Here is a 20,219-nt window from a genome sequence, read left to right as displayed (position 1 = left end):
ATAGTCCTTTCACCCCCGGCGACCAGGGCGGCAGGGACAGGGCCCTGGTCGACGCGACCCGATGAGACGACCGGCACGCGCGCCCGCCGACGGGATAGGCGCGCGTACTGGCCCCCGACAAGGAGAGATCATGATCCGATCCGCACGCATTCCCGCGCTTGCCCTGCTGGCCGCCGGCCTTCTCGGCGCATGCGCGCAGGCGCAGCGCGCCCCCGAGGCGCCCGCCACGGCCCCGTCCGCCGCCACCGCGCCGGCCACTGCGCCGGCCGCCGCGCCGATGCAGGCCCCGCCGGCACAGGCCCCCGCGCAGGCACGCCGGGCCAATATCGTCATCGTCGGCACCGGTGGCACCATCGCGGGCGCGGGCGCGTCCGCGATCAATACCGCCGCGTATCAGTCCGCGGTGGTGCCGGTCGACAAGATCATTGCCTCGGTGCCGGAGATCTCCAAGGTCGCCAACGTCAAGGGCGAGCAGGTCTTCCAGATCGGCTCGGAGAGCTTCAACAACGAGCGCCTGCTGACGCTGGGCAAGCGGGTCTCGCAACTGCTCAAGCAGCCCGATGTCGACGGCGTGGTCATCACGCACGGGACCGACACCATCGAGGAGACCGCCTACTTTCTCAACCTGACCCTCAAGAGCGACAAGCCGGTGGTGGTGGTCGGCTCGATGCGGCCCGGTACCGCGCTGGGCGCCGATGGCGCGCTCAATCTCTACGACGCCGTGCTGGTCGCCTCCAACCCGGCCTCGCGCGGCAAGGGCACCCTGGTGGTGCTGAATGACGAGATCCACACCGGCCGCGATGTCAGCAAGACCAATACCTTCAAGACCGAAACCTTCCGCTCGCCGTTCGGCCCGCTGGGCTATGTGGTGGAGGGACGCACGCTGTTCTACCGGCTGCCGGCGCGCCCGCATACGCTGCAGACCCAGTGGGACATCGACACGATCACCGCGCTGCCCGAAGTGGCCGTGGTCTACGCCTATGGCAACGTCAACCCGGCCGCCGTCGATGCCGCGGTCAGGAGCGGTGCCAAAGCGATCGTCTACGCGGCCACGGGCAACGGCAGCGTCGGGGAATACATGGTGGAGCCGCTGAAGGCCGCGCGGGCGCGGGGCGTGCATGTCGTGCGCGCATCGCGCACGGGCAGCGGCGTGGTGATCCGCAACGGCGAGCAGCCCGACGACAAGTACGACTGGATCGTCACCGACGACCAGCTGCCGCAGAAGGCGCGCATCCTGATGGCGCTGGCGCTGACGCAAACCAACGACAGCAAGGCGCTGCAGCAAATCTTCTGGAAGTACTGATGCGCACGGGCGGCGCCGCAACGGCGCCTCCCAGCGCAAAGCACAACGCCGGACGCCGGCGCGGCCCTGAGGCCCCGCTGACGTCCGGCGTCGTTTGCTCCGCCGTAGGGTTTCGCGGCGGGAGAGCCCGCGCGGAGCCTTACGCGGCCTGCACCGCCTCCAGCGCCTTGTTGAACGTGGCGCTCGGACGCATCACGGCGCTCACCTTGCTGCGGTCCGGGAAGTAGTAGCCGCCGATGTCCACGGGCTTGCCCTGGACGCTGTTCAGCTCTTCCACGATCTTCTGCTCGTTCTCCGACAGCGCCTTGGCCAGCGGGGCGAAGCGGGCCGCCAGCGCGGCGTCCTGCGTCTGCTCGGCCAGCGCCTGCGCCCAGTACATGGTCAGGTAGAACTGGCTGCCGCGGTTATCGAGCTGGCCGGTCTTGGGCGAGGGGCTCTTGTTGTTGTCGAGCAGCTTGCCGGTGGCCGCATCCAGCGCCTTGGCAAGGATCTTCGCCTGCTCGTTGTTGGTCTTGATGCCCTCTTCCTCCAGGCTCACCGCCAGCGCGAGGAACTCGCCCAGCGAATCCCAGCGCAGGTGGTTTTCCTCGACCAGCTGCTGCACGTGCTTCGGTGCCGAACCGCCGGCGCCGGTCTCGTACATGCCGCCACCGGCCATCAACGGCACGATCGACAGCATCTTGGCGCTGGTGCCCAGTTCCATGATCGGGAACAGGTCGGTCAGGTAGTCGCGCAGGATGTTGCCGGTCACGCTGATCGTGTCCAGGCCGCGAATCACGCGCTCCAGCGTGTAGCGCATCGCGCGCACCTGGCTCATGATCTGGATGTCCAGGCCCGTCGTGTCGTGATCCTTCAGGTAGGTGTTCACCTTCTTGATCATCTCGGCTTCGTGCGGACGGTACGGGTCCAGCCAGAACACCGCGGTCATGCCGGAATTGCGGGCGCGCGTGACGGCCAGCTTCACCCAGTCGCGGATCGCGGCGTCCTTGACCTGGCACATGCGCCAGATGTCGCCCTGCTCCACGTTCTGGCTCAGCAGCACCTCGCCGGTAGCCAGGTCGGTGATGTTGGCCACGCCGTCCTCGGGGATCTCGAAGGTCTTGTCGTGCGAGCCGTATTCCTCGGCCTGCTGCGCCATCAGGCCCACGTTCGGCACCGTGCCCATGGTCTTCGGGTCGAAGTTGCCGTGCCACTTGCAGAAGTTGATGATCTCCTGGTAGATGCGGGCAAAGGTCGACTCGGGGATGACCGCCTTGACTTCCTTCAGGCGGCCGTCGGCGCCGTACATCTTGCCGCCCTGGCGGATCATGGCCGGCATCGAGGCGTCCACGATCACGTCATTGGGCGAATGGAAATTGGTGATGCCCTTGGCCGAATCCACCATCGCCAGTTCGGGACGGTGCTCGTGGCACGCGTGCAGGTCGCGCTTGATCTCTTCCTGCTTGGACTCCGGCAGCGTGGCGATCTTCTCGTACAGGTTCGCCATGCCGTTGTTGACGTTCACGCCCAGCTCGTCGAACAGCTTGCCGTGCTTCTCGAAGGCTTCCTTGTAGAACATGCGCACGCAGTGGCCGAACACGATCGGGTGCGAGACCTTCATCATCGTGGCCTTCACGTGCAGCGAGAACATGACGCCCGACTTGTGCGCGTCCTCGATCTGCTTTTCATAGAAGGCCAGCAGGGCCTTCTTGCTCATGAACATCGAGTCGATGATCTCGCCATCGAGCAGCGAGACCTTGGGCTTGAGCACCAGCGTCTTGCCCGACTTCGTGATCAGTTCCATCTTGACGTCGCGCGCCTTGTCCAGCGTCATCGACTTTTCGCCGTGATAGAAGTCGCCTTCGAACATGTGCGAGACGTGCGTGCGCGAGGCCGGGCTCCACTCCCCCATCGAATGCGGATGCTTGCGGGCGTATTCCTTGACGGCCTTGGGCGCGCGCCGGTCGGAATTGCCCTCGCGCAGCACCGGGTTCACCGCCGAGCCCAGCACCTTGCCGTAGCGCTGGCGGATTTCCTTCTCTTCGTCGGTCTGGGGATTGTCCGGGAACTCGGGGACCATGTAGCCCTTGGCGCGCAGCTCGCGGATCGCCGCCACCAGCTGGTTCTGCGAAGCACTGATATTGGGCAGCTTGATGATGTTGGCGTCCGGCTTCAGCGTCTTCTGGCCCAGTTCGGCCAGGGTGTTCGGCACCTTCTGCTCGTCGGTCAGGTAGTCGGAGAACTGCCCCAGGATCCGGTTCGCGACGGAGATGTCGCTCTCCACCACGTCGATACCCGCGCTGGCGGCAAAGGTACGGACGATCGGCAGGAACGAGTGCGTTGCCAGGTACGGCGCTTCATCGGTGAGCGTATAGACGATTTTCGAACGGTCGGTAGCCAAGGTAGGTCTCTCTAAAAATCGGTAGGGCGGTGATCGCAGTGCTGCGTCACGCGGAGTATACAACCCAACGCGCCCCCGCCCGAAGCGAAACCCGATTGGCGGTCCTGGCGAAGGGGCTTTTCGGCCCCTCGATGCCAGGCCTGCGCCCTTCCGCGGCCTCTCCCGGCTTTCAGCCGAGCCACTGACGGATCCGCGCCGCGAGTGCATCCCGGCTGATGCCGTAGCGCTCGTGCAGCGTCGGCAAGGCGCCCGCATCGAGGAAAGCGTCGGGCAATCCGGCGAGCTGGAAGCCGGCCGGCTGCACCCGGTGCCGCAGCAGCGCGCTCGCCACGGCCTCGCCCAGGCCCCCGACCACCGAATGGTTCTCCGCCACCACCACGAGCCGGTGCTTGTAGCGCACCGCTTCGACGATGGCCGCCTCGTCCAGCGGCTTGATGGTGGGACAGTGCAGCACGGCCACGTCGACCTTGTCCGCCCGCAGCGCTTCCGCTGCCTCCAGCGCCCGCATGGTCATGAAGCCGCTCGCAATCACCAGCACGTCGGCGCCATCGCGCAGCAGCTTGGCCTTCCCCAGCTCGAAGCGATAGTCGTACTCGTCCAGCACCAGGGGCACGCTGCCGCGGAGCAGGCGCATGTAGACCGGGCCATTGTGGGCGGCGATCTGCGGCACGGCCTGCTCGATGTCGAGCGCGTCGCAGGGATCGACGATCGTCAGCCCCGGGACGCCCCGCATCATGGCCAGGTCCTCGGTCGCCTGGTGGCTGGGGCCGTAGCCGGTGGTCAGGCCCGGCAGGGCGCAGCAGATCTTGACGTTCAGGTTTTCCTCGGCGATGACCTGATGGATAAAGTCGTAGGCGCGCCGGGTTCCAAACACGGCGTAGGTGGTGGCGAACGGCACCAGCCCTTCCTTGGCCATGCCGCCAGCCGCGGCCATCAGCAGCTGCTCGGCCATGCCCATCTGGAAAAAGCGCTCGGGATAGGCCTGCGCGAACAGATGCAGGTCCGTGTACTTGGCGAGGTCGGCGGTCAGCCCGACGATCTCCGGCCGGTCGGCGGCGAGCTCGACCAGCGCCTTGCCGAACGGCGCGGGCTTGACGCGCTGCCCTTCGGCGGCGATGGAGGCGATCATTGCCGAAGTGGTCAGGCGCGGTTTCTTGTCGGCGACGGTGTTCATTGCTGGGCCTCCTCGGTCGTGAGCTGGGGCTGGGAATCTTGCTGGGATGCGGGGTGCGACTCGTCCAGGATGCGGATGGCCTGTTGCCATTCGGGCGGATCGACGCGGATGAAGTGGTTCTTCTCGCGCTGCTCCAGGAACGGCACGCCCTTGCCCATCAGGGTGTCGAACAGGATCACGCGCGGCTTCGGATCCGCCAGCCGGCGCGCCGTATCGAAGGCCGCCAGCACGGCGGGGAGGTCGTTGCCGGCCACGCGCTGCACATGCCAGCCGAAGGCGGCCCACTTGTCCGCCAGCGGCTCGAAGCCCAGCACCTTGCCCGAGGGGCCGTCGGCCTGCTGGTTGTTGATATCGACCAGGCAGATCAGGTTGGACAGCCCGTGGTGGGCCGCGCCCATGGCCGCTTCCCAGGTGGAGCCCTCGTCCAGCTCGCCGTCGGACATGGAGTTGTAGACAAAGGCGGGATTGCCCTTGCAGCGCAGGCCCAGCGCCATGCCGACCGCGATCGGCAGGCCCTGCCCCAGCGATCCACCGGATATCTCCATGCCGGGGGTATAGGTGGCCATGCCCGACATCGGCAGCCGGCTGTCGTCGCTGCCATAGGTCTCGATCTCGTCCTCGGGGATGATCTTCGCCTCGATCAGCGCCGCGTAGAAGGCGATGGCGTAGTGCCCGTGAGAGAGCAGGAAGCGGTCGCGGCCCTCCCACCGCGGTTCGTCGGGGCGCAGTTTCAGCGCATGGCCGTAGGCAACGGCGAGAACGTCGGCGTAGCCGAGTGCCTGGCCGATATAGCCCTGACCCTGGACCTCGCCCATGCGCAGCGCATAGCGGCGGATCCGGTAGGCGCAGCGTGACAGCGCATCGAGCGCGGCGTCGGTGGTACTCATGGCATTCTCCTTGGGGTAAATGGGTTCCGCAACGCGCCTCAGCGCAGGATGCTCGCGGGGATGTAGGACACGATGGCCAGCACGCCGAAGGCGACGAGGTAGAACGGCCCCAGCTCGCGCACGGTCTGACCGACCTTGACCTTGGCCAGCGCGCTGGTGATGAACAGCGTGGTGCCGACCGGCGGTGTATAGAGCCCGATGGCGAGGTTGACCACCATCATCACGCCGAGCTGGGTCGGGTCCATGCCGATGCTCTGCGCCAGCGGCAGGAACACCGGGGTCAGCAACAGCACGGCAGCGGGCAGGTCGATGAACATGCCGACGAACAGCATCAGCAGGTTCATCAGCAGGATCACCAGCCAGGCCGAATGGACGTTCTCGGCTACCCAAGAGGTGATGCCATTGGGCATCTGGTCGAACGTGAGCAGCCAGCCGATGGCAGCCGAGGCCATGATGACCAGCAGCACGACCCCGGTGGCCAGGCCTGCGTGGACGATGGCATCGTTGAGCCGCTTGAACGTGAGGTCGCGATAGACCACCGCGGACACCGCACCGGCGTAGAGCGTGGAGAGCACCGCCACTTCGGTCGGCGTGGCGATGCCGAAGCGCAGGAACAGCACGATCAGGATCGGCAGCAGGATGGCCGGAGCGGCGTACATCAGCTGGCGCCGGAAGGCCACGCGGTCGAAGGGCGTGGTGTCCCGCGGGAAGTTGCGGCGCTTGCCTACCCACCAGCACATCAGCATGAAGCCGCCGCACATCAGCACGCCCGGCAGCACGCCGGCGACGAACAGTGACGCGATAGAGGCGTTCGCCGTCAGTGCGTACAGGATCATCGGGATCGAGGGCGGGATCAGGATGTCGATGGTGGCGGCCGACGCCAGCGTCGCGGCCGAGAATGCCGCGGGATAACCGAGGCGCTTGTGCCAGGGAATCAGCAGCGAGCCGATGGCCGAGGCATCGGCCACCGCGGAGCCAGATACGCCGCCGAACAGCGTGGAAGACAGCACGCCGACCTGGGCCGGCCCGCCGTGGTAACGGCCGATCAGCGTGGACAGCACGCCCACCAGCGCGACGCCGAGCTTGCCGCCCATCATCAACGTGCCGGTCAGCATGAAGAAGGGAATGGCGATCAGCGGAAAACTCTGCACCTGCGCCACCATCTGCTGCACCAGCAGATCGAGCGGCACGCTATCGGACGTGGCGGCGGCCGCCATCGCCGCCATCAGTAACGCGTGGGCAATCGGCACGGCGGCAACGGCCGCGCCCATGAAAACGACAAGGATCAGGGCACTCATGGCTTGACTCCGGGAAGGATGGGCCGCTTACCAGTGGGCGGCAGGCACGGTCGGCTCGGCCGTATCGGCCGGTTGCGGCGCGGGATTCCACGCCTTCCATGCGGACTGGAGCGCGAGTAGCGCCAGCAGGACCATGCCGCCGGCCACGCAACCGTAGGTGATCGAGCCGGGTACCTGCAGGATCGGCGACTTCTCGTCGTGCACGATCTCGAGCATGCGGACGGTCGCGATGGCAAGCGTCCCGTACAGCGCGGCAACGGCGAGCCAGCCCAGCGCGCCAACGACGCGGCGCACTGCCGCGGGCACCGCATCCATCAGGAAGGACGTGGTGATATGCGCGCCGTGCGCGGCGGCAAGCACCACGCCCGCCATTACCAGCCAGGGAAACAGCAGCTCCGGCACTTCGTTGGCCCATTGCAGGCTCGTGCCGGTCGCATAGCGCAGAACCGTGTTGGCACTCAGGATCAGGAAGATGACGAGCGTACTGAGCCACAGCACGCCGCGGCAGACGCCGACGACGACGCGTTCGAGGATATTCATGGCAGTCTCCAGGACTGCGCCCGCGGCCATGCCGCGGCGCGCGTCGCGACGGATCAGTGGGTGCGGGCGGCCGCGATGACCTTTTTCACATAGGGTCCGATCGGCGTGGCGGCCCATTTCGCATCGACGCCCGCGGTAGCCTTCTGGAAGGCGGCCTTGTCTACGTCGGTCACCTGCATGCCCTTGGCCTTCAGCTCGGCCAGCGTCTTGTCGTCGGAGTCCTGCGTCAGCTTGCGCTGCAGCGCGGTGGCCTCGGCGGCGGCCTCGGTCACGGCCTTGCGGTCCGCCTCGGACAGGCGGTCCCAGGTGCGCTTGCTCATCACGAACGGCGTCATCTGGAACATGTGGCCGGTCAGTGCCAGATGCTTCTGCACCTCGTACAACTTGCTGGCGTGGATGTTCACCAGCGGGTTCTCCTGTCCGTCCACGACGCCCTGCTGCAGCGCCACGTACAGTTCGGCGAACTTGATCTGCTGCGCCTCGGCGCCCAGCGCCTGCATGATGTCGACCAGCACGGCATCCGGCGGCGTCCGCATCTTCAGGCCCTTCATGTCCTCGACCTTTTTGATGGGGCGCCGGTTGTTGGTCATGTGGCGGATGCCGTTGTCCCAATAGCCCAGCACAACCATGCCTTTCGCCGCCGATTTGTCCGACAGCTCCCTGCCGAGCGGTCCGTCCAGCAGCTTGAACGCATCGGCGGACTTGGTGAAGAGAAACGGCATGCCGTAGGCCGCGTACTCTGGCACCGCGGCGGAGACCGCGCCCTGCGAGTTGGCGGAGATGTCCAGCGCGCCCGTGCGCAGCGCCGTCAGCATCGCCGCGTCGTCGCCGAGCTGGGCCGACGGCGCGACCTGCACGTGGATGCGGCCGCCGGACTTGGCCTTGACCGCTTCGGCGAACTTGACGGAGGCCTCGTGGCGGGGATTGCCCGGCGCCGCACCGTGGCCCAGCGTGAGCTTGACCGCCTGCGCCTGCGCGCCGAGCGGCAATGCCAGCAGCGCGCCCGTCGCCAATGCCGCCAGCTTGCCTGGGAAGAATGTTCGGTTCATGGTGGTTGTCTCCTTGGTTGTTGTGTTTTTGCCTGCGGTTTGTCAGAGGACCGGCGTGCTAGTGAATCAGCATGCCGCCGTTGACGTCGAGCGTGATGCCGGTGCAATAGCCGGACAGGTCGCTCGCCAGGAACAGGCAGGCGCCGGCCACGTCGGCCGCGTCGCCCAGCCGCCCCAGCGGGATCGTCTCCGCGATCTCCGCCTTGCGCTCCTCGGTCAGCTTCCCCTTGCTGATGTCGGTGGCGATCAGTCCCGGCGTGATGCAGTTGACGCGGATCGCATCGCCGCCAAGCTCGCGGGCCATCGCCCGCGCAAGGCCCAGCACCCCGGCTTTTGCCGCGGAATAGTGGGGTCCGCCCAGAATGCCGCCGCCCCGCTGTGCCGATACCGACGAGATGCAGATGATCGAGCCGCTGCGCTGGCGCTGCATGGCGGGAATGACGGCCTGCGACATCTGCAGCGTGCCGCGCAGGCTCACGTCCAGCACGGCGTCGTAGTCGCTTGCCGAGATGTCGACGATCTTGCGGGGCTGGGTGATGCCCGCGTTGTTGACCAGGATATCCACGCGGCCGAGCTTGCCCAGGACGGCCTCGATGGCGGCGTCGCAGGAGGCGCGGTCGGTGACGTCGGCCACCAGGCCCAGATGGCCGGCGCCGATGCGGGCAGCTGCGGCGGCGGGCTCGGCCTGCGCGAGATCCAGCACGACGACGGTGGCGCCATGGGCGGCCATCAGCCGGGCGGTGGCAAAGCCGAGACCGTTGGGGCCGGCGGCGCCGGTGATCACGGCAACCTTGTTGGTAAGCAGCATGGGATTTCGTCTCCTGTCGACAGTGAGCCGTCCGGGCGCGAGACGCGCCTCGGCACGGCGTGGCGTGGGCCAATGCGTGGCGAAGTCGGAGACGATGGGCGCGGGCGGTGGGCGCGGGTATTCCCCAGGCCGGCGGTGCCGGCTCCGGGAGCGGCGGCGTAGCGCTGCCGTGCCCTGTCTCCTTGTTTTCGTTGTGTGCATTGTTGGTCGGGCTCGGCATGACGACAAGGGATATGTTTTCAGCCTAAGATGACATCCTGACATCCTAGGAAAACGCCGATGCCTTCGATCCCGCCTGTCGCCAATCTGCTCGCCTTCGAAGCCGTCGCGCGGCGCCGCAGCTTTGCGCTCGCGGCGGCCGAGCTGCACTTGACCGCCTCCGCGGTCAGCCACCAGATTTCCCGGCTCGAGTCCCATCTGGGCGTGAGACTGTTCGAGCGCAGCGCGCACGGGGTGCGGCTGAGCGCGGCCGGCGAAGGCTATCTGACGCGGGTGGGCGGCGCCCTCTCCGCGCTATCGGCGGCCACCGACGACTTGCAGCAGGGCGTGAGCAACAGCCTGTACCTGCATTCGGCGCCCAGCATCGCCAGCCTGTGGCTGATGCCGCGGCTGGCCGATTTCGCGCGGGCCCATCCGGATATCTCGCTCAATCTGTCGGCAGCCCATACGCCCAGCGATTTCGCGCTGGGCCAGGCCGACATCGACATCCGCTATGGCGTGCCGCAGTGGCCGGACCTGGAGGTCGAGGCGCTGTTCGAGGAAAGGATCCTGCCGCTGGCCAGCCCGGCGTTCGTGCAGCAGAACCGGCTGCGGCGCGTGCCGGACCTGCTGTCGGTGCCGCTGATCCAGAGCACGGTCAGCGTGGTGCAGTGGGCGGACTGGTTCGCCGCCCATAGCGACCGGCGCGCGCCGGACCGGTATGGACTGCGCTTCGACCGCGCGCAGATGGCATTGGATGCGGCGACGCAGGGCCTTGGCGTGGCGCTGGAAAGCGCGACCATCGCAAACCAGCATCTGGCCGAGCGCAAGCTGATCCCCGTGTTCGGCATGGATCGCGCCATCCGGGTGAAGGCGCATTTCGCGGTGTACCCCGCCCGCCATGCCAGGCGGCCGCCCGTGGCGGCGTTCCTGCAATGGGTCAAGGGCCAAGCCGGACGCGACGCGCCTGCGGCACCCGACGCCGCCTGACGCGGTTCCCTCGCGCTACCGGACCTTGCGCACCACCGTGTCTTCAGGGGTCAGCGGCCGTCCGTCCAACCCGCGCGGCACCATCGCCGGCACTGGCTTGCTGACCGCCGTATCGAGCAGGCGCGAATGCGCTTCGCCCCTGGCGAACAGCTGGCCTTCGCCCCACTGGCGCAGCGCCACCACGACCGGGAACAGCGCCCGGCCCGCGGGCGTCAGCACGTATTCCTGGTAGCTGGTGCCATCCGAGGCCGGCTGCACGGTCAGCACGCCGGCCTCCGTCAGGCGGCGCAGCCGGTCGGCCAGCACGTTGCGCGCCACGCCCAGGCTGCGCTGGAAATCGCCGAAGCGGCGGGTGCCGTCGAAGGCGTCGCGCACGATCAGCAGCGTCCAGCGGTCGCCCAGCACGTCCACCGAGCGCGCCACCGGGCATGGTTCTTCCATCAGGCTCCTGCGCTTGCTCATCGCGTTCTCCTCTGCTTGCCGCCGCCGCGGGCGCCAATGACCCGCTCCTCCAAGTGGTTGCATTCTAAAACCAGTTGCCTTACGCTCCAACCGGTTTCGATTTGCAACCACATGGAGTGCAACATGGATTCCGTCCCCACGGCCATCGCCCGCACCGGGCCCACCCTATCCGCGATGTCGCGCGGCCTGGTCGCCCTGTTCGCGCTCGCGTGCGGGCTGTCCGTGGCCAACGTCTACTACGCGCAACCGCTGCTCGATATCGTGGCCGCCGACTTCGGCGTGTCCCGCGCGACGATCGGCGGCGTCGTAACCGCGACCCAGGCCGGCAGTGCGCTCGCCTTGCTGCTGCTGGTGCCGCTGGGCGACCGCATGGAGCGCCGGCGCCTGCTGCTGATGCAGCTGGCGGCGCTCGCCGTGGCGTTGCTGGTGGTGGCGGACGCCCGCTCGCCACGGATGCTGCTGGCCGGCATGCTGGCGGTGGGGCTGCTCGGCACGGCGATGACGCAGGGGCTGATCGCCTGCGCCGCCGCGGCTGCCATGCCCGCCGAGCGCGGCCGCGTGGTCGGCGCCGCGCAGGGCGGCGTGTTCGTCGGCCTGCTGCTGGCGCGCGTCGTCGCCGGTGCCATCGCGGACGTGGCGGGATGGCACGGCGTCTACCTCGCCTCGGCCGGTGCCATGCTGCTGCTGGCCGTGGCGCTGTGGTGGCGCCTGCCGGCGCAGCCGCGCGCCGGCGAGCCGCTGCCCTATCGCCGCCTGCTGGCCTCGATGTTCGCGCTGCTCGCGCGGGACCGGGTGCTGCAGGTGCGCGGCGTCATCGCGCTGCTGATGTTCGCCGCCTTCAATATCTTCTGGAGTGCGCTGGTCTTTCCGCTCACCGCGCCGCCGCACGGCCTGTCGCATACGGCGGTAGGAGCCTTTGGCCTCGTCGGCGCGGCCGGGGCGCTTGCCGCCATGCGCGCCGGCGCCTGGGCCGACCGGGGGCTCGCGCAACGGACCAGCGCCGGCGCCCTGCTCCTGCTGCTGGCCGCATGGCTGCCGCTGTCCTGGCTGCCCTCGTCGTTGTGGGCGCTGGCCATCGGCATCCTGATGCTGGACCTCGGCGGACAAGCCATCCACGTGACCAACCAGAGCCTGATCCTGCGCGCCCATGCCGGCGCGCACAGCCGGCTGATCGGGGCCTACATGCTGTTCTACGCGGCCGGCAGCGGGCTCGGCGCCATTCTGGCGACGGCGGCGTATGCGTCTGCGGGCTGGTCCGGCGTGTGCGCGCTCGGCGCGGCCGTGAGTGCGCTGGCGCTGGCGTTCTGGGCCCTGACGCTCCGGTGGATGCCCGCGACAACCGCTAGCGTCCATCGCGCCGGCGAAATGCCAGCCGCCCCGCCAGGGCACTGAAACCTGCCACCAGCGCCACCAGTACCCAGAATCCGTGCGGGTGGTCGGCGAACGGAATGCCGCCGACGTTCATGCCGAAGAAACCGGCCACGATATTGATCGGCAGCGCCAGCACCGTGACCAGCGTCAGCGTGAACAGCGTGCGGTTGGTCTGCTCGTTGACCGCCGCCGCGAGCTCTTCCTGCAGCAGCTTGATGCGCTCGACCAGTCCGGCCAGATCGGCCAGCACCAGCGAGAATTCCTCGGTCGCCTCGCGCAGCTCCTGCAGGTCGGCCTCCTGCAGCCACGGCGGCGCCTTGTTCAGCAGCCGGAACAGCGCGCCGGGCTCGGGCGCCAGCAGCCGTTGCAGCCGCACCAGCGCCCGCCGCATGGTGCCCAGTTCCGCGCGATTGCCCAGCAGCCGCTGCGCGAGCAGCTGGTCCTCGATGCGATCGACGCCGACGCTGGTCTCGCGCACGATCTGCACCAGCACGTCGGCCTGGTCGCGCAGCAGGTGCACGACCAGCGCGAACGGCGAGCGGAACGCCTCGCCCGCCCGCACCGCTGCGCGCAGCTTGTCCACCGCGCGCAGCGGCTTGGGCCGCGCGGTGACGAGCAGGCGGCGGTCCGCGCACGCCCACATCGTGGCGACGTCGTTCGACGCCACGCCAAAGTTGTAGATGACATCGTTGACCACGGCCAGCAGCGCCTCGTCCAGCCGCTCGATGCGCGTGGAGCGCGAGCCCTGGCGCAGCGCCTCGAAAAAATCGTCGGGCAGCGCCAGCCGGCTCTTGAGCCAGCGTTCGCAGGCGCTGTGCGCCAGATTGAAATGCAGCCACACGAACTCCCCCGGGGCATCGCCGCGCCCGGGCGCGCCGTCGCCGAGCCAGGCGGCCGCGGCATGGGAATCGATGGGGGTGCCCGGCTGTCCGGGCTTGAAGTGATAGCCGGCGATCAGGCCGACCGGGTCCGAGCCATAGCCGGGCTCGACACGTTCTGCATTCATGCGCGCTCCGCTGTGCAGCGGGCAACGATACCAGCCGGCGATGACGGCGGCGTGACAGCGCGGCGGCGCGGCTCCTAGGCGCCCGGGGCGTCGCGGCGTGCGCGCCGCGGCCGGGCCCGGGCGGCGGGCGCTTCCGAGCGCGCGGCGAGCCGGGCCAACCCGCCCTCCGCCCCGCGGCTGGCCTCGGCGACGAAGTCTATGAACCGGCGCACCCGCACCGGCATATGCGTGCGTTGCGGGTAGTACATGTACAGCCCGACATCGCCGCCGCAGAGCTCCGGCAACAGGGTCACGAGCCTGCCCGCCGCGAGATCCTCGTGGACCATGTAGGCCGAAAGCTGGCCGATGCCGATGCCCGCGCGCACGGCCTCGACCTCGGCGTCCACATCGTTGAAGGTCACCACCGCGGGCATCTCGCGATAGACGAGTTCGCCGTCGATGCGCAGCTCCCACGGCACGATGCGCCCCGTGGCGGGACGGCGGAACGCGGTGCAGCGATGGGCCATCAACTCGTCCGCGCTGCGCGGCGTGCCATGGGTCTCCAGGTAGGAAGGCGCCGCGCAGATCAGCAGCGGCAGATCGCACAGCCGCCGCGCCACCAGGTTCTGCCCGGGCTGCGAACCCGCGCGGAACCCCACGTCGATGCGCGCGGCCACCAGGTCGGTGAACAGGTCGCTGAGCACCACGTCGAATTGCGTGGCCGGATGCAGGTCGCGGAAGGCCTTGATCAGCGGCACCAGCACACGGCTGCCGATCGACGGCGGCGCGGTCAGCCGGATCAGGCCCTCGCTGTCGCTCCTGCCGCGGCGCACGTGCTCCATGGCCTCATCGAGCTGGCGCATGCCCGGGTCGGCGAGTTCGAACAGGCGCGCGCCTTCCGCCGTCAGGCTCAGCTTGCGCGTGGTCCGGTGCAGCAGCCGCACGCCCAGATCCGCCTCCAGCGTACGCACCGCCTTGCTGACGGCCTGCGGCGTCACGCCCGCCTCGACGGCCGCCCGGTGGAAGCTGTTCGCGCGCACCACGCCCAGAAAGAGGCTCAGTACCCGCGCCTTGTCCATGACTCGTCCATGATCTGCAACCTGCGGTTGGGAATACCGCATGATAAGGCGCCCGGGCCGCCATCCTCCCGGAGTGATCCGAACGCTTGCGTATAATCCGGCGTTTTCGCGCGCCCGCTCGCGCCAGCCGCGACTGGGCCGGCGGACCTCGCGCCTTATGGTTGGCGCGCCCGCGCCGGCGGCTTCCCCATCGCCACGAAGCCCGCCCGATGCCCCTGGCCGCCGACCCATCGCCGAAGCGGATGGCCACCTGTCATGCCTATCCCTTCCTGTTCTTCATCGGCGCCCCGCCGCCCGACATTGCTTCCACCGCGCAGCGCGCCAGCCTCACGGGCCGCGGCGGCAACCGGCAAGCACCGCATCGTCGGCGAGGCCGCCACGCCAACCGGATGAGCTTCGCCATGCGCAAACTTTCCAGGCTCGCACTGAGCTTTGCACTGGTCGTACTGCTTCACGTGGCGCCCGCCGCCGTACCCGGCGCCCTCGCCAACGAAGGCGCCTCGGCTGCCGAGGCCGCCCAGGCGCCGCCGCTGTCCCACGCCGACACGATGGCCGAACTCAAGCGCCTGCAGACCGAACAGGACCGCATCAAGCAGCAGGCCTCGCGCGGGAACAACAATACCCGCTTCGACGAACTTGACGATGCCCTGCAGCAGCTCGACGCCGACGTCGACAAGCTAGCCACGGCCCTCACGCCGCAGCGCACGCAGCTGCAGGAGCAGCTGGACGTGCTCGGACCGCCGCCGGCGCCGGGCACCTCCCCGCCCGAGGCCGCCGCCGTGGCCCGGCAGCGTGCCGACCTGAACGCGCGCAGGACCCAGCTCGACGCCGCGCTGAAGCAGGCGGCGGAGAGCAAGGAGAGCATCGCCAATCTGAACGACCAGCTCGGCAAGCTGCGGCGTGCGCAGATGAAGAACCAGCTCGCGCTGCGCTCCGAGAGCATCCTGAACCCGCATTTCTGGGGCCCGCTGTTCCGGCCGTCGGCCGAAGACCGCGAGCGCATCGCCGGCTTCAAGCGGGAGGTGGCGCCGATGCTCGCGCAGGCGTGGCAACCGGAGCAGCGGGCGGGTACCGTGCTGCTGCTGGTGCTGGCGCTGGCCATCTGGACGCTGGGCCGGCGGCTGATCGAGCGCGGCCTGGCATGGCTGTGCCTGACCCGCCTGCCGGAGACGCGGCTGCGCCGCAGCGCACTGGCGCTGGCCACCGCGCTGACCACCGTCGCCACGACGGCGCTCGCCGTGCAGTTCGTCTTCGCCGCCTTCACCCGCCAGTACGAGCTCTCCCCCGAGCTGCAGGCTCTGATCACCGAGCTGAGCAAGCTGATGCTGACCAGCGCGCTGATTGCGGGACTGGGACGGGCGCTGCTGTGCACGCGCCATCCCACCTGGCGCCTGCCCGCGCTGGCCGATCCGGTGGCACTGGCGATGAAGCCCTTCCCGGCGCTGCTGGCGGGCCTGCTGCTGGTGGCCGGCACGCTGGAACAGCTGAACCGGACCATCGACACCAGCATCCAGTTCACGCTGCTCGGCCGCGGTCTGGTGTCGCTGGTCGTGGTGGTGACCATCGGCGCGGCGCTGCTGCGCGCCAACCGCGTACGCACCGCGCTGGCGGCGGCCGGCGAACCCGCCGAAGCGCGGGCCACGCTGGCCGGCATGATCCACGCGGGCGTGACGATCACCATCGTCGTGTCGATGGGCGCGCTGCTGGCCGGCTATATCAGCTTCGCCCGCTTCCTGACCTACGAGCTGGTCTGGTTCGACATCGTGCTGTGCAGCCTGTACCTGCTGACGCAGCTCACGCGCGACGTCTGCGAGAGCGTGTTTTCCTCGCAGCACGCCAGCGGCCGGCTGATCAAGCAGCTCTTCGGCGTCGGCGACAGCCACCTGGCGCAGGCTTCGACGCTGCTGTCTGGGCTGGGCGCAAGCGTGCTGCTGCTGGTGGCCGTGATCGCGCTATTGACCGGCGGCTTCGGCACCACGCCCAGCGAACTGCTCGACAGCCTGCTGACCGTGCTCGGCGGCGAAAAGCTGCGCAGCCTGAACATCATGCCGGACCGCATCATGAATGCGCTGGTGGCGCTGGTGGTCGGCATCTGGCTGCTGCGCTCGCTGCGGCGCTGGCTCGACACGGAGCTGCTGCCCAAGATGGTGCTGGAACCCGGCTTGCGCGCGTCGCTGATCACGCTGTTCAGCAATGTCGGCTACGTGGTCCTGGTGCTGCTGATCCTGTCGCTGCTCGGCGTCAAATGGGAAAACCTCGCCTGGATCGTCAGCGCGCTGTCGGTCGGCATCGGCTTCGGCCTGCAGGAAATCGTCAAGAACTTCGTCTCGGGGCTCATCCTGCTGACCGAGCGGCCAGTGAAAGTGGGCGACATGGTCAGCATCGCCGGCGTCGAAGGCGATATCCGCCGCATCAACGTGCGCGCCACCGAGATCCAGCTTGGCGACCGTTCCACGGTCATCGTGCCGAATTCCCAGCTGATCTCGCAGAACCTGCGCAACGTGACGATGAGCAACAGCACGCAGGGGGTGGCGACGCTGCAGCTGACCTTCCCGCTGAACACCGATCCCGAGCAGGTCCGCGACCTGCTGCTGGAGGCGTACCGGGAGAACGAGACCATCCTCGACATCCCCGCCCCATCGGTCACCTTCAGCCAGCTCGCGCCCAACGGCATCACGCTCAGCGTCACCGGCTACGTTGCCAGCCCGCGCATCGCGGCCGGGGCCAAGAGCGATCTGCTGTTCGAGATTCTCAAGCGGCTGCGCGCGGCGGACATCTCGCTGTCGACGCCGCAGACGCTGAGGGTGGAGAACATGGCGGCACTGGGCATCGCCTGACGCCGGCACGGCGGGCGCCGTTCACGGCTGGATCCAGCCGCCGGCGATGCCTGCCACGGCGGCAACGCAGCCGATCACGGCGAGCACGAAGATCGGCCACTCCGCGCCGCTGAACGGCCGGATCTTCTGCTCGCGCGAGGCCCACAGGTACAGCACCGTTCCAGGCGCGTAGAGCAAGGCCGACAGCAGCACGTACTTGAGGCCGCCGGCGTAGATCAGGAACGCCGTGTACAGCGTCGCCACCGCGGCCAGCACCAGGTCGCGCCGCAGCGCCGGCTCGCCGGCCGCATAGCCCTCGCCGCTGCGCGCCAGCTTCAGGCCGTAGGCGGCCACCAGCAGATAGGGAATCAGGGCCATCGCGCTGGTCAGCCCCAGCATCAGCGCGAACGCGTCGGTGGACCAGTAGGTGCTGATCACGAACAGCTGCACGACGATATTGGTCAGCCACAGGGCCGCCGCGGGCACCCTGTTGGCGTTCTCGGTCGCGAACACGCGCGGCATGTCGTCGGTCTTCGCCGCGGTAAACAGCACCTCGGCGCAGATCAGGGACCACGCCAGGTAGGCGCCCAGCACCGACACCAGAAGCCCCACGCTGACGAATACCGCGCCCCAGTGCCCGACCACCGCTTCCAGTACCGCGGCCATCGACGGCTGCCGCATGCCGGCGATTTCCACGCGCGGCAGCACCGCGTACGGCAGCAGCGTCACCAGCACCAGCAGCAACAGCACGCCGCCGAAGCCTAGCAGCGTGGCCACGCCCACGTCCGAGCGCTTTGCGGCATAGCGGGAATACACGCTGGCGCCCTCGATGCCGAGGAAGACGAACACGGTCACCATCATGGTCGAGCGCACCTGCGTGAACAGGCCCTGGGACGGCATGTCCTCGCCGCCGAAGAAATTGGCGCGGAACAGGTCGGCCTGGAAGGCAAACGCCAGGATCACGATAAAGATGACGATGGGCACGATCTTCGCGACGGTGACCACCGTATTCAAGAACGCCGCCTGCCGCACCCCGCGCAGGATCAGGAAGTGGAAGGCCCAGATGCCCACCGAGGCCACGGCGATCGCCACGACCGTATTGCCGTCGCCGAACACGGGAAAGAAGGCGCCCAGTGTGGACTTGATCAGCACCCAGTACGACACGCACCCGAGGCATCCGGCGGCCCAGTAGCCGAGCGCCGACAGAAAGCCGGGATAGCGGCCAAAGCCTGCCCGCGCATAGGCATAGACACCCGCGTCCAGCGCGGGCTTGCGCTGCGCCAGTATCTGGAACATCTGCGCCAGCGTGAACATGCCCGCGCCCGCGATGCACCACGCCAGGATGGCGCCGAAGGGCCCGGTGGCGCCGCCGAAGGTGCGCGGCAGCGAGAAGATGCCCGCGCCGACCATGGAGCCCACGACCATGGCGGTCAGCGAGATGAGCGACAGTTTCTGGGGACTTTCCGGTTCAGCCACGTTGACCCTCCCGCCGGCGGACGGTCGCGTCCGCCGCGACCGGAGGCCCAAGATACAACGGGGCCGCGCGCAGCGACGCCCGTGTCCGTAGTGAAAGTTTTCGCAATTCGGGGCCCGCGACCATTTGGCGAGCTTCTGACTTCGCGGCGCGCTGCCTACCATAGACACTTCGCGCCATGCACGACGCCACGCCATGCAACTGAACAACTACGAAACCCTGGTAGCGGCATCGCTGGTCTTGCTGCTGGGACGCAAGCTCGTTGCCGCCATCGCGCCGCTGCGGGCCTACAGCATCCCCGAGCCCGTCGCCGGCGGCGTGCTGGTGGCGCTGCTGCTGATGCTGGCGCGGCAGCTGTCCGGCTTCGAGCTGACCTTCGACCAGACCCTGCAGTCGCCGCTGATGCTGGCATTCTTCGCCTGCCTGGGCCTGAGCGCGGATATCGCCAGCCTGAAGCGCGGCGGCCGCACCATCGCGCTGTTCCTGGCGGTGGTGACCGGGCTGCTGGTGCTGCAGAACATCGCCGGCGTGGCCACGGCCACGGCGCTGGGCATGAACCCCGCGGTGGGCATCCTCGCCGGCTCCATCTCGCTCATCGGCGGACATGGCACCAGCGTGGCCTGGAGCCCGACGCTGGTCGAGGAATTCGGCATCGCGGCGGCCACCGAAATGGCGGTGGCCTGCGCCACCTTCGGCCTGATTCTCGGCGGCGTGATCGGCGGGCCGGTGGCACGCCTGCTGCTGCGCCGCCATGCCGCCCCGGCGGTGCAGGCGCAACCGCCCGATGCCCACAACTTCGAGGTGCCGGGCGGCCTGCGCGAGATCACCCCGCATGCGGTGATCGAGATGCTGGCGCTGGTGCTGGTGTGCCTGATGGTCGGACAGATGCTGGCGGCGGCGACCGCGGCCACGCCCCTGTCGCTGCCCGTCTTCGTCTGGGTCTTGCTGACCGGCGTCATCCTGCGCAATGCGCTGTCGGCGCTGGGCTGGTACACCGTGTTCGACCGCGCGGTGTCCGTGCTGGGCAACGTCAGTTTGTCGCTGTTTCTGGCCATGGCGCTGATGAGCCTGCGCCTGTGGGAGATGGCGGCGCTCGCGCTGCCTCTGTTCGCCATCCTCGCGGTGCAGACCGCTCTCACCGCGCTGTACGCGATCTTCGTCAACTACCGCGTGATGGGGCGCGACTATGACGCCGTGGTGCTGTCGGCCGGCATCTGCGGGGTGGGACTCGGGGCGACGCCGACCGCCATCGCCAACATGCAGGCCATCACCGACCGCTTCGGCCCCTCGCATACCGCGTTCCTGGTCGTTCCCATGGTGGGCGCGTTCTTTATCGACATCGTCAACGCGATCGTGATCCAGGTCAGTCTCGCGTGGCTGTCGTAGCGGGCGGCCAGCCGGGCTC

General features: G+C 68.5%; 16 protein-coding genes. 5 read left to right on the top strand and 11 right to left on the bottom strand.

Translation table 11 applies throughout. From position 1 onward, the window contains the following. Nucleotides 1-130: 130 nt before the first annotated feature. Nucleotides 131-1,303, top strand: a complete 1,173-nt coding sequence (locus LDO27_RS01340) for an asparaginase (RefSeq protein ID WP_224039180.1) — start codon at nt 131-133, stop codon at nt 1,301-1,303. 139 nt (nt 1,304-1,442) lie between these two features. Here the strand turns inward: LDO27_RS01340 and LDO27_RS01335 are convergent, their stop codons facing one another. The 7 genes from LDO27_RS01335 to LDO27_RS01305 form a co-directional block, all read right to left on the bottom strand. Next, nucleotides 1,443-3,683 carry an NADP-dependent isocitrate dehydrogenase gene (locus LDO27_RS01335; RefSeq protein WP_222205681.1) on the bottom strand — a complete coding sequence of 747 codons (2,241 nt, stop codon included), beginning with the start codon at nt 3,681-3,683 and terminating at the stop codon, nt 1,443-1,445. Between the two features lie 169 nt (nt 3,684-3,852). Further along, nucleotides 3,853-4,857, bottom strand: coding sequence for a transketolase family protein (locus tag LDO27_RS01330; protein ID WP_224039179.1), 1,005 nt, complete (start codon nt 4,855-4,857; stop codon nt 3,853-3,855). Beyond that, nucleotides 4,854-5,744, bottom strand: coding sequence for a transketolase (locus tag LDO27_RS01325; protein ID WP_224039177.1), 891 nt, complete (start codon nt 5,742-5,744; stop codon nt 4,854-4,856). The genes LDO27_RS01330 and LDO27_RS01325 overlap by 4 nt, the downstream gene beginning before the upstream one ends. Nucleotides 5,745-5,782: 38 nt before the next feature. Next, complete coding sequence (locus LDO27_RS01320; protein WP_224039175.1) at nt 5,783-7,042, bottom strand: TRAP transporter large permease; 1,260 nt, start codon at nt 7,040-7,042, stop codon at nt 5,783-5,785. A 27-nt stretch (nt 7,043-7,069) separates the two neighbouring features. After that, nucleotides 7,070-7,582: a TRAP transporter small permease gene (locus LDO27_RS01315; protein WP_224039174.1), complete on the bottom strand. Its 513-nt coding sequence runs from the start codon at nt 7,580-7,582 to the stop codon at nt 7,070-7,072. 53 nt (nt 7,583-7,635) lie between these two features. Further along, a complete protein-coding gene (locus LDO27_RS01310) occupies nt 7,636-8,631 on the bottom strand; it encodes a TRAP transporter substrate-binding protein (RefSeq protein WP_224039172.1) in 996 nt (331 codons plus the stop codon). Between the two features lie 58 nt (nt 8,632-8,689). Further along, entirely contained in the window at nt 8,690-9,439 is a 750-nt protein-coding gene (locus LDO27_RS01305; RefSeq protein WP_224039171.1) for an SDR family NAD(P)-dependent oxidoreductase, read from the bottom strand. 279 nt (nt 9,440-9,718) lie between these two features. On the opposite strand from LDO27_RS01305, the gene LDO27_RS01300 reads away from it, so the two are divergent. Further along, nucleotides 9,719-10,627, top strand: a complete 909-nt coding sequence (locus tag LDO27_RS01300) for a LysR substrate-binding domain-containing protein (protein WP_222205658.1) — start codon at nt 9,719-9,721, stop codon at nt 10,625-10,627. A 15-nt stretch (nt 10,628-10,642) separates the two neighbouring features. Here the strand turns inward: LDO27_RS01300 and LDO27_RS01295 are convergent, their stop codons facing one another. After that, nucleotides 10,643-11,089 carry a winged helix-turn-helix transcriptional regulator gene (locus LDO27_RS01295; protein ID WP_224039169.1) on the bottom strand — a complete coding sequence of 149 codons (447 nt, stop codon included), beginning with the start codon at nt 11,087-11,089 and terminating at the stop codon, nt 10,643-10,645. 123 nt (nt 11,090-11,212) lie between these two features. Here LDO27_RS01295 and LDO27_RS01290 point away from each other — a divergent pair, with 123 nt between their 5' ends. After that, nucleotides 11,213-12,481, top strand: coding sequence for an MFS transporter (locus LDO27_RS01290; protein ID WP_224039167.1), 1,269 nt, complete (start codon nt 11,213-11,215; stop codon nt 12,479-12,481). Here LDO27_RS01290 and LDO27_RS01285 read toward each other — a convergent pair. Together LDO27_RS01285 and LDO27_RS01280 are read right to left on the bottom strand one after the other, a co-directional pair. Next, a complete protein-coding gene (locus LDO27_RS01285) occupies nt 12,432-13,466 on the bottom strand; it encodes a transporter (RefSeq protein ID WP_224039164.1) in 1,035 nt (344 codons plus the stop codon). The genes LDO27_RS01290 and LDO27_RS01285 overlap by 50 nt on opposite strands. A gap of 74 nt (nt 13,467-13,540) precedes the next feature. Next, on the bottom strand, nt 13,541-14,524 hold the full coding sequence (locus LDO27_RS01280; RefSeq protein WP_224039162.1) for a LysR family transcriptional regulator: 984 nt from the start codon (nt 14,522-14,524) through the stop codon (nt 13,541-13,543). A gap of 401 nt (nt 14,525-14,925) precedes the next feature. Between LDO27_RS01280 and LDO27_RS01275 the strand changes: the two genes are divergently transcribed. Beyond that, entirely contained in the window at nt 14,926-17,361 is a 2,436-nt protein-coding gene (locus LDO27_RS01275) for a DUF3772 domain-containing protein (protein ID WP_224040751.1), read from the top strand. Nucleotides 17,362-17,382: 21 nt separating this feature from the next. Here LDO27_RS01275 and LDO27_RS01270 read toward each other — a convergent pair whose 3' ends face one another. Further along, nucleotides 17,383-18,816: a basic amino acid/polyamine antiporter gene (locus tag LDO27_RS01270; protein WP_224039160.1), complete on the bottom strand. Its 1,434-nt coding sequence runs from the start codon at nt 18,814-18,816 to the stop codon at nt 17,383-17,385. Nucleotides 18,817-19,009: 193 nt separating this feature from the next. On the opposite strand from LDO27_RS01270, the gene gltS reads away from it, so the two are divergent. Continuing rightward, a complete protein-coding gene (gene gltS, locus LDO27_RS01265) occupies nt 19,010-20,200 on the top strand; it encodes a sodium/glutamate symporter (protein ID WP_222205643.1) in 1,191 nt (396 codons plus the stop codon). Nucleotides 20,201-20,219 lie beyond the last annotated feature (19 nt).

Source organism: Cupriavidus respiraculi (assembly GCF_914271545.1).
GTDB lineage: Bacteria > Pseudomonadota > Gammaproteobacteria > Burkholderiales > Burkholderiaceae > Cupriavidus > Cupriavidus respiraculi.
The sequence above is the reverse complement of the archived record's forward strand: the minus strand, read 5'-3'. Positions and strand labels throughout refer to the sequence as shown.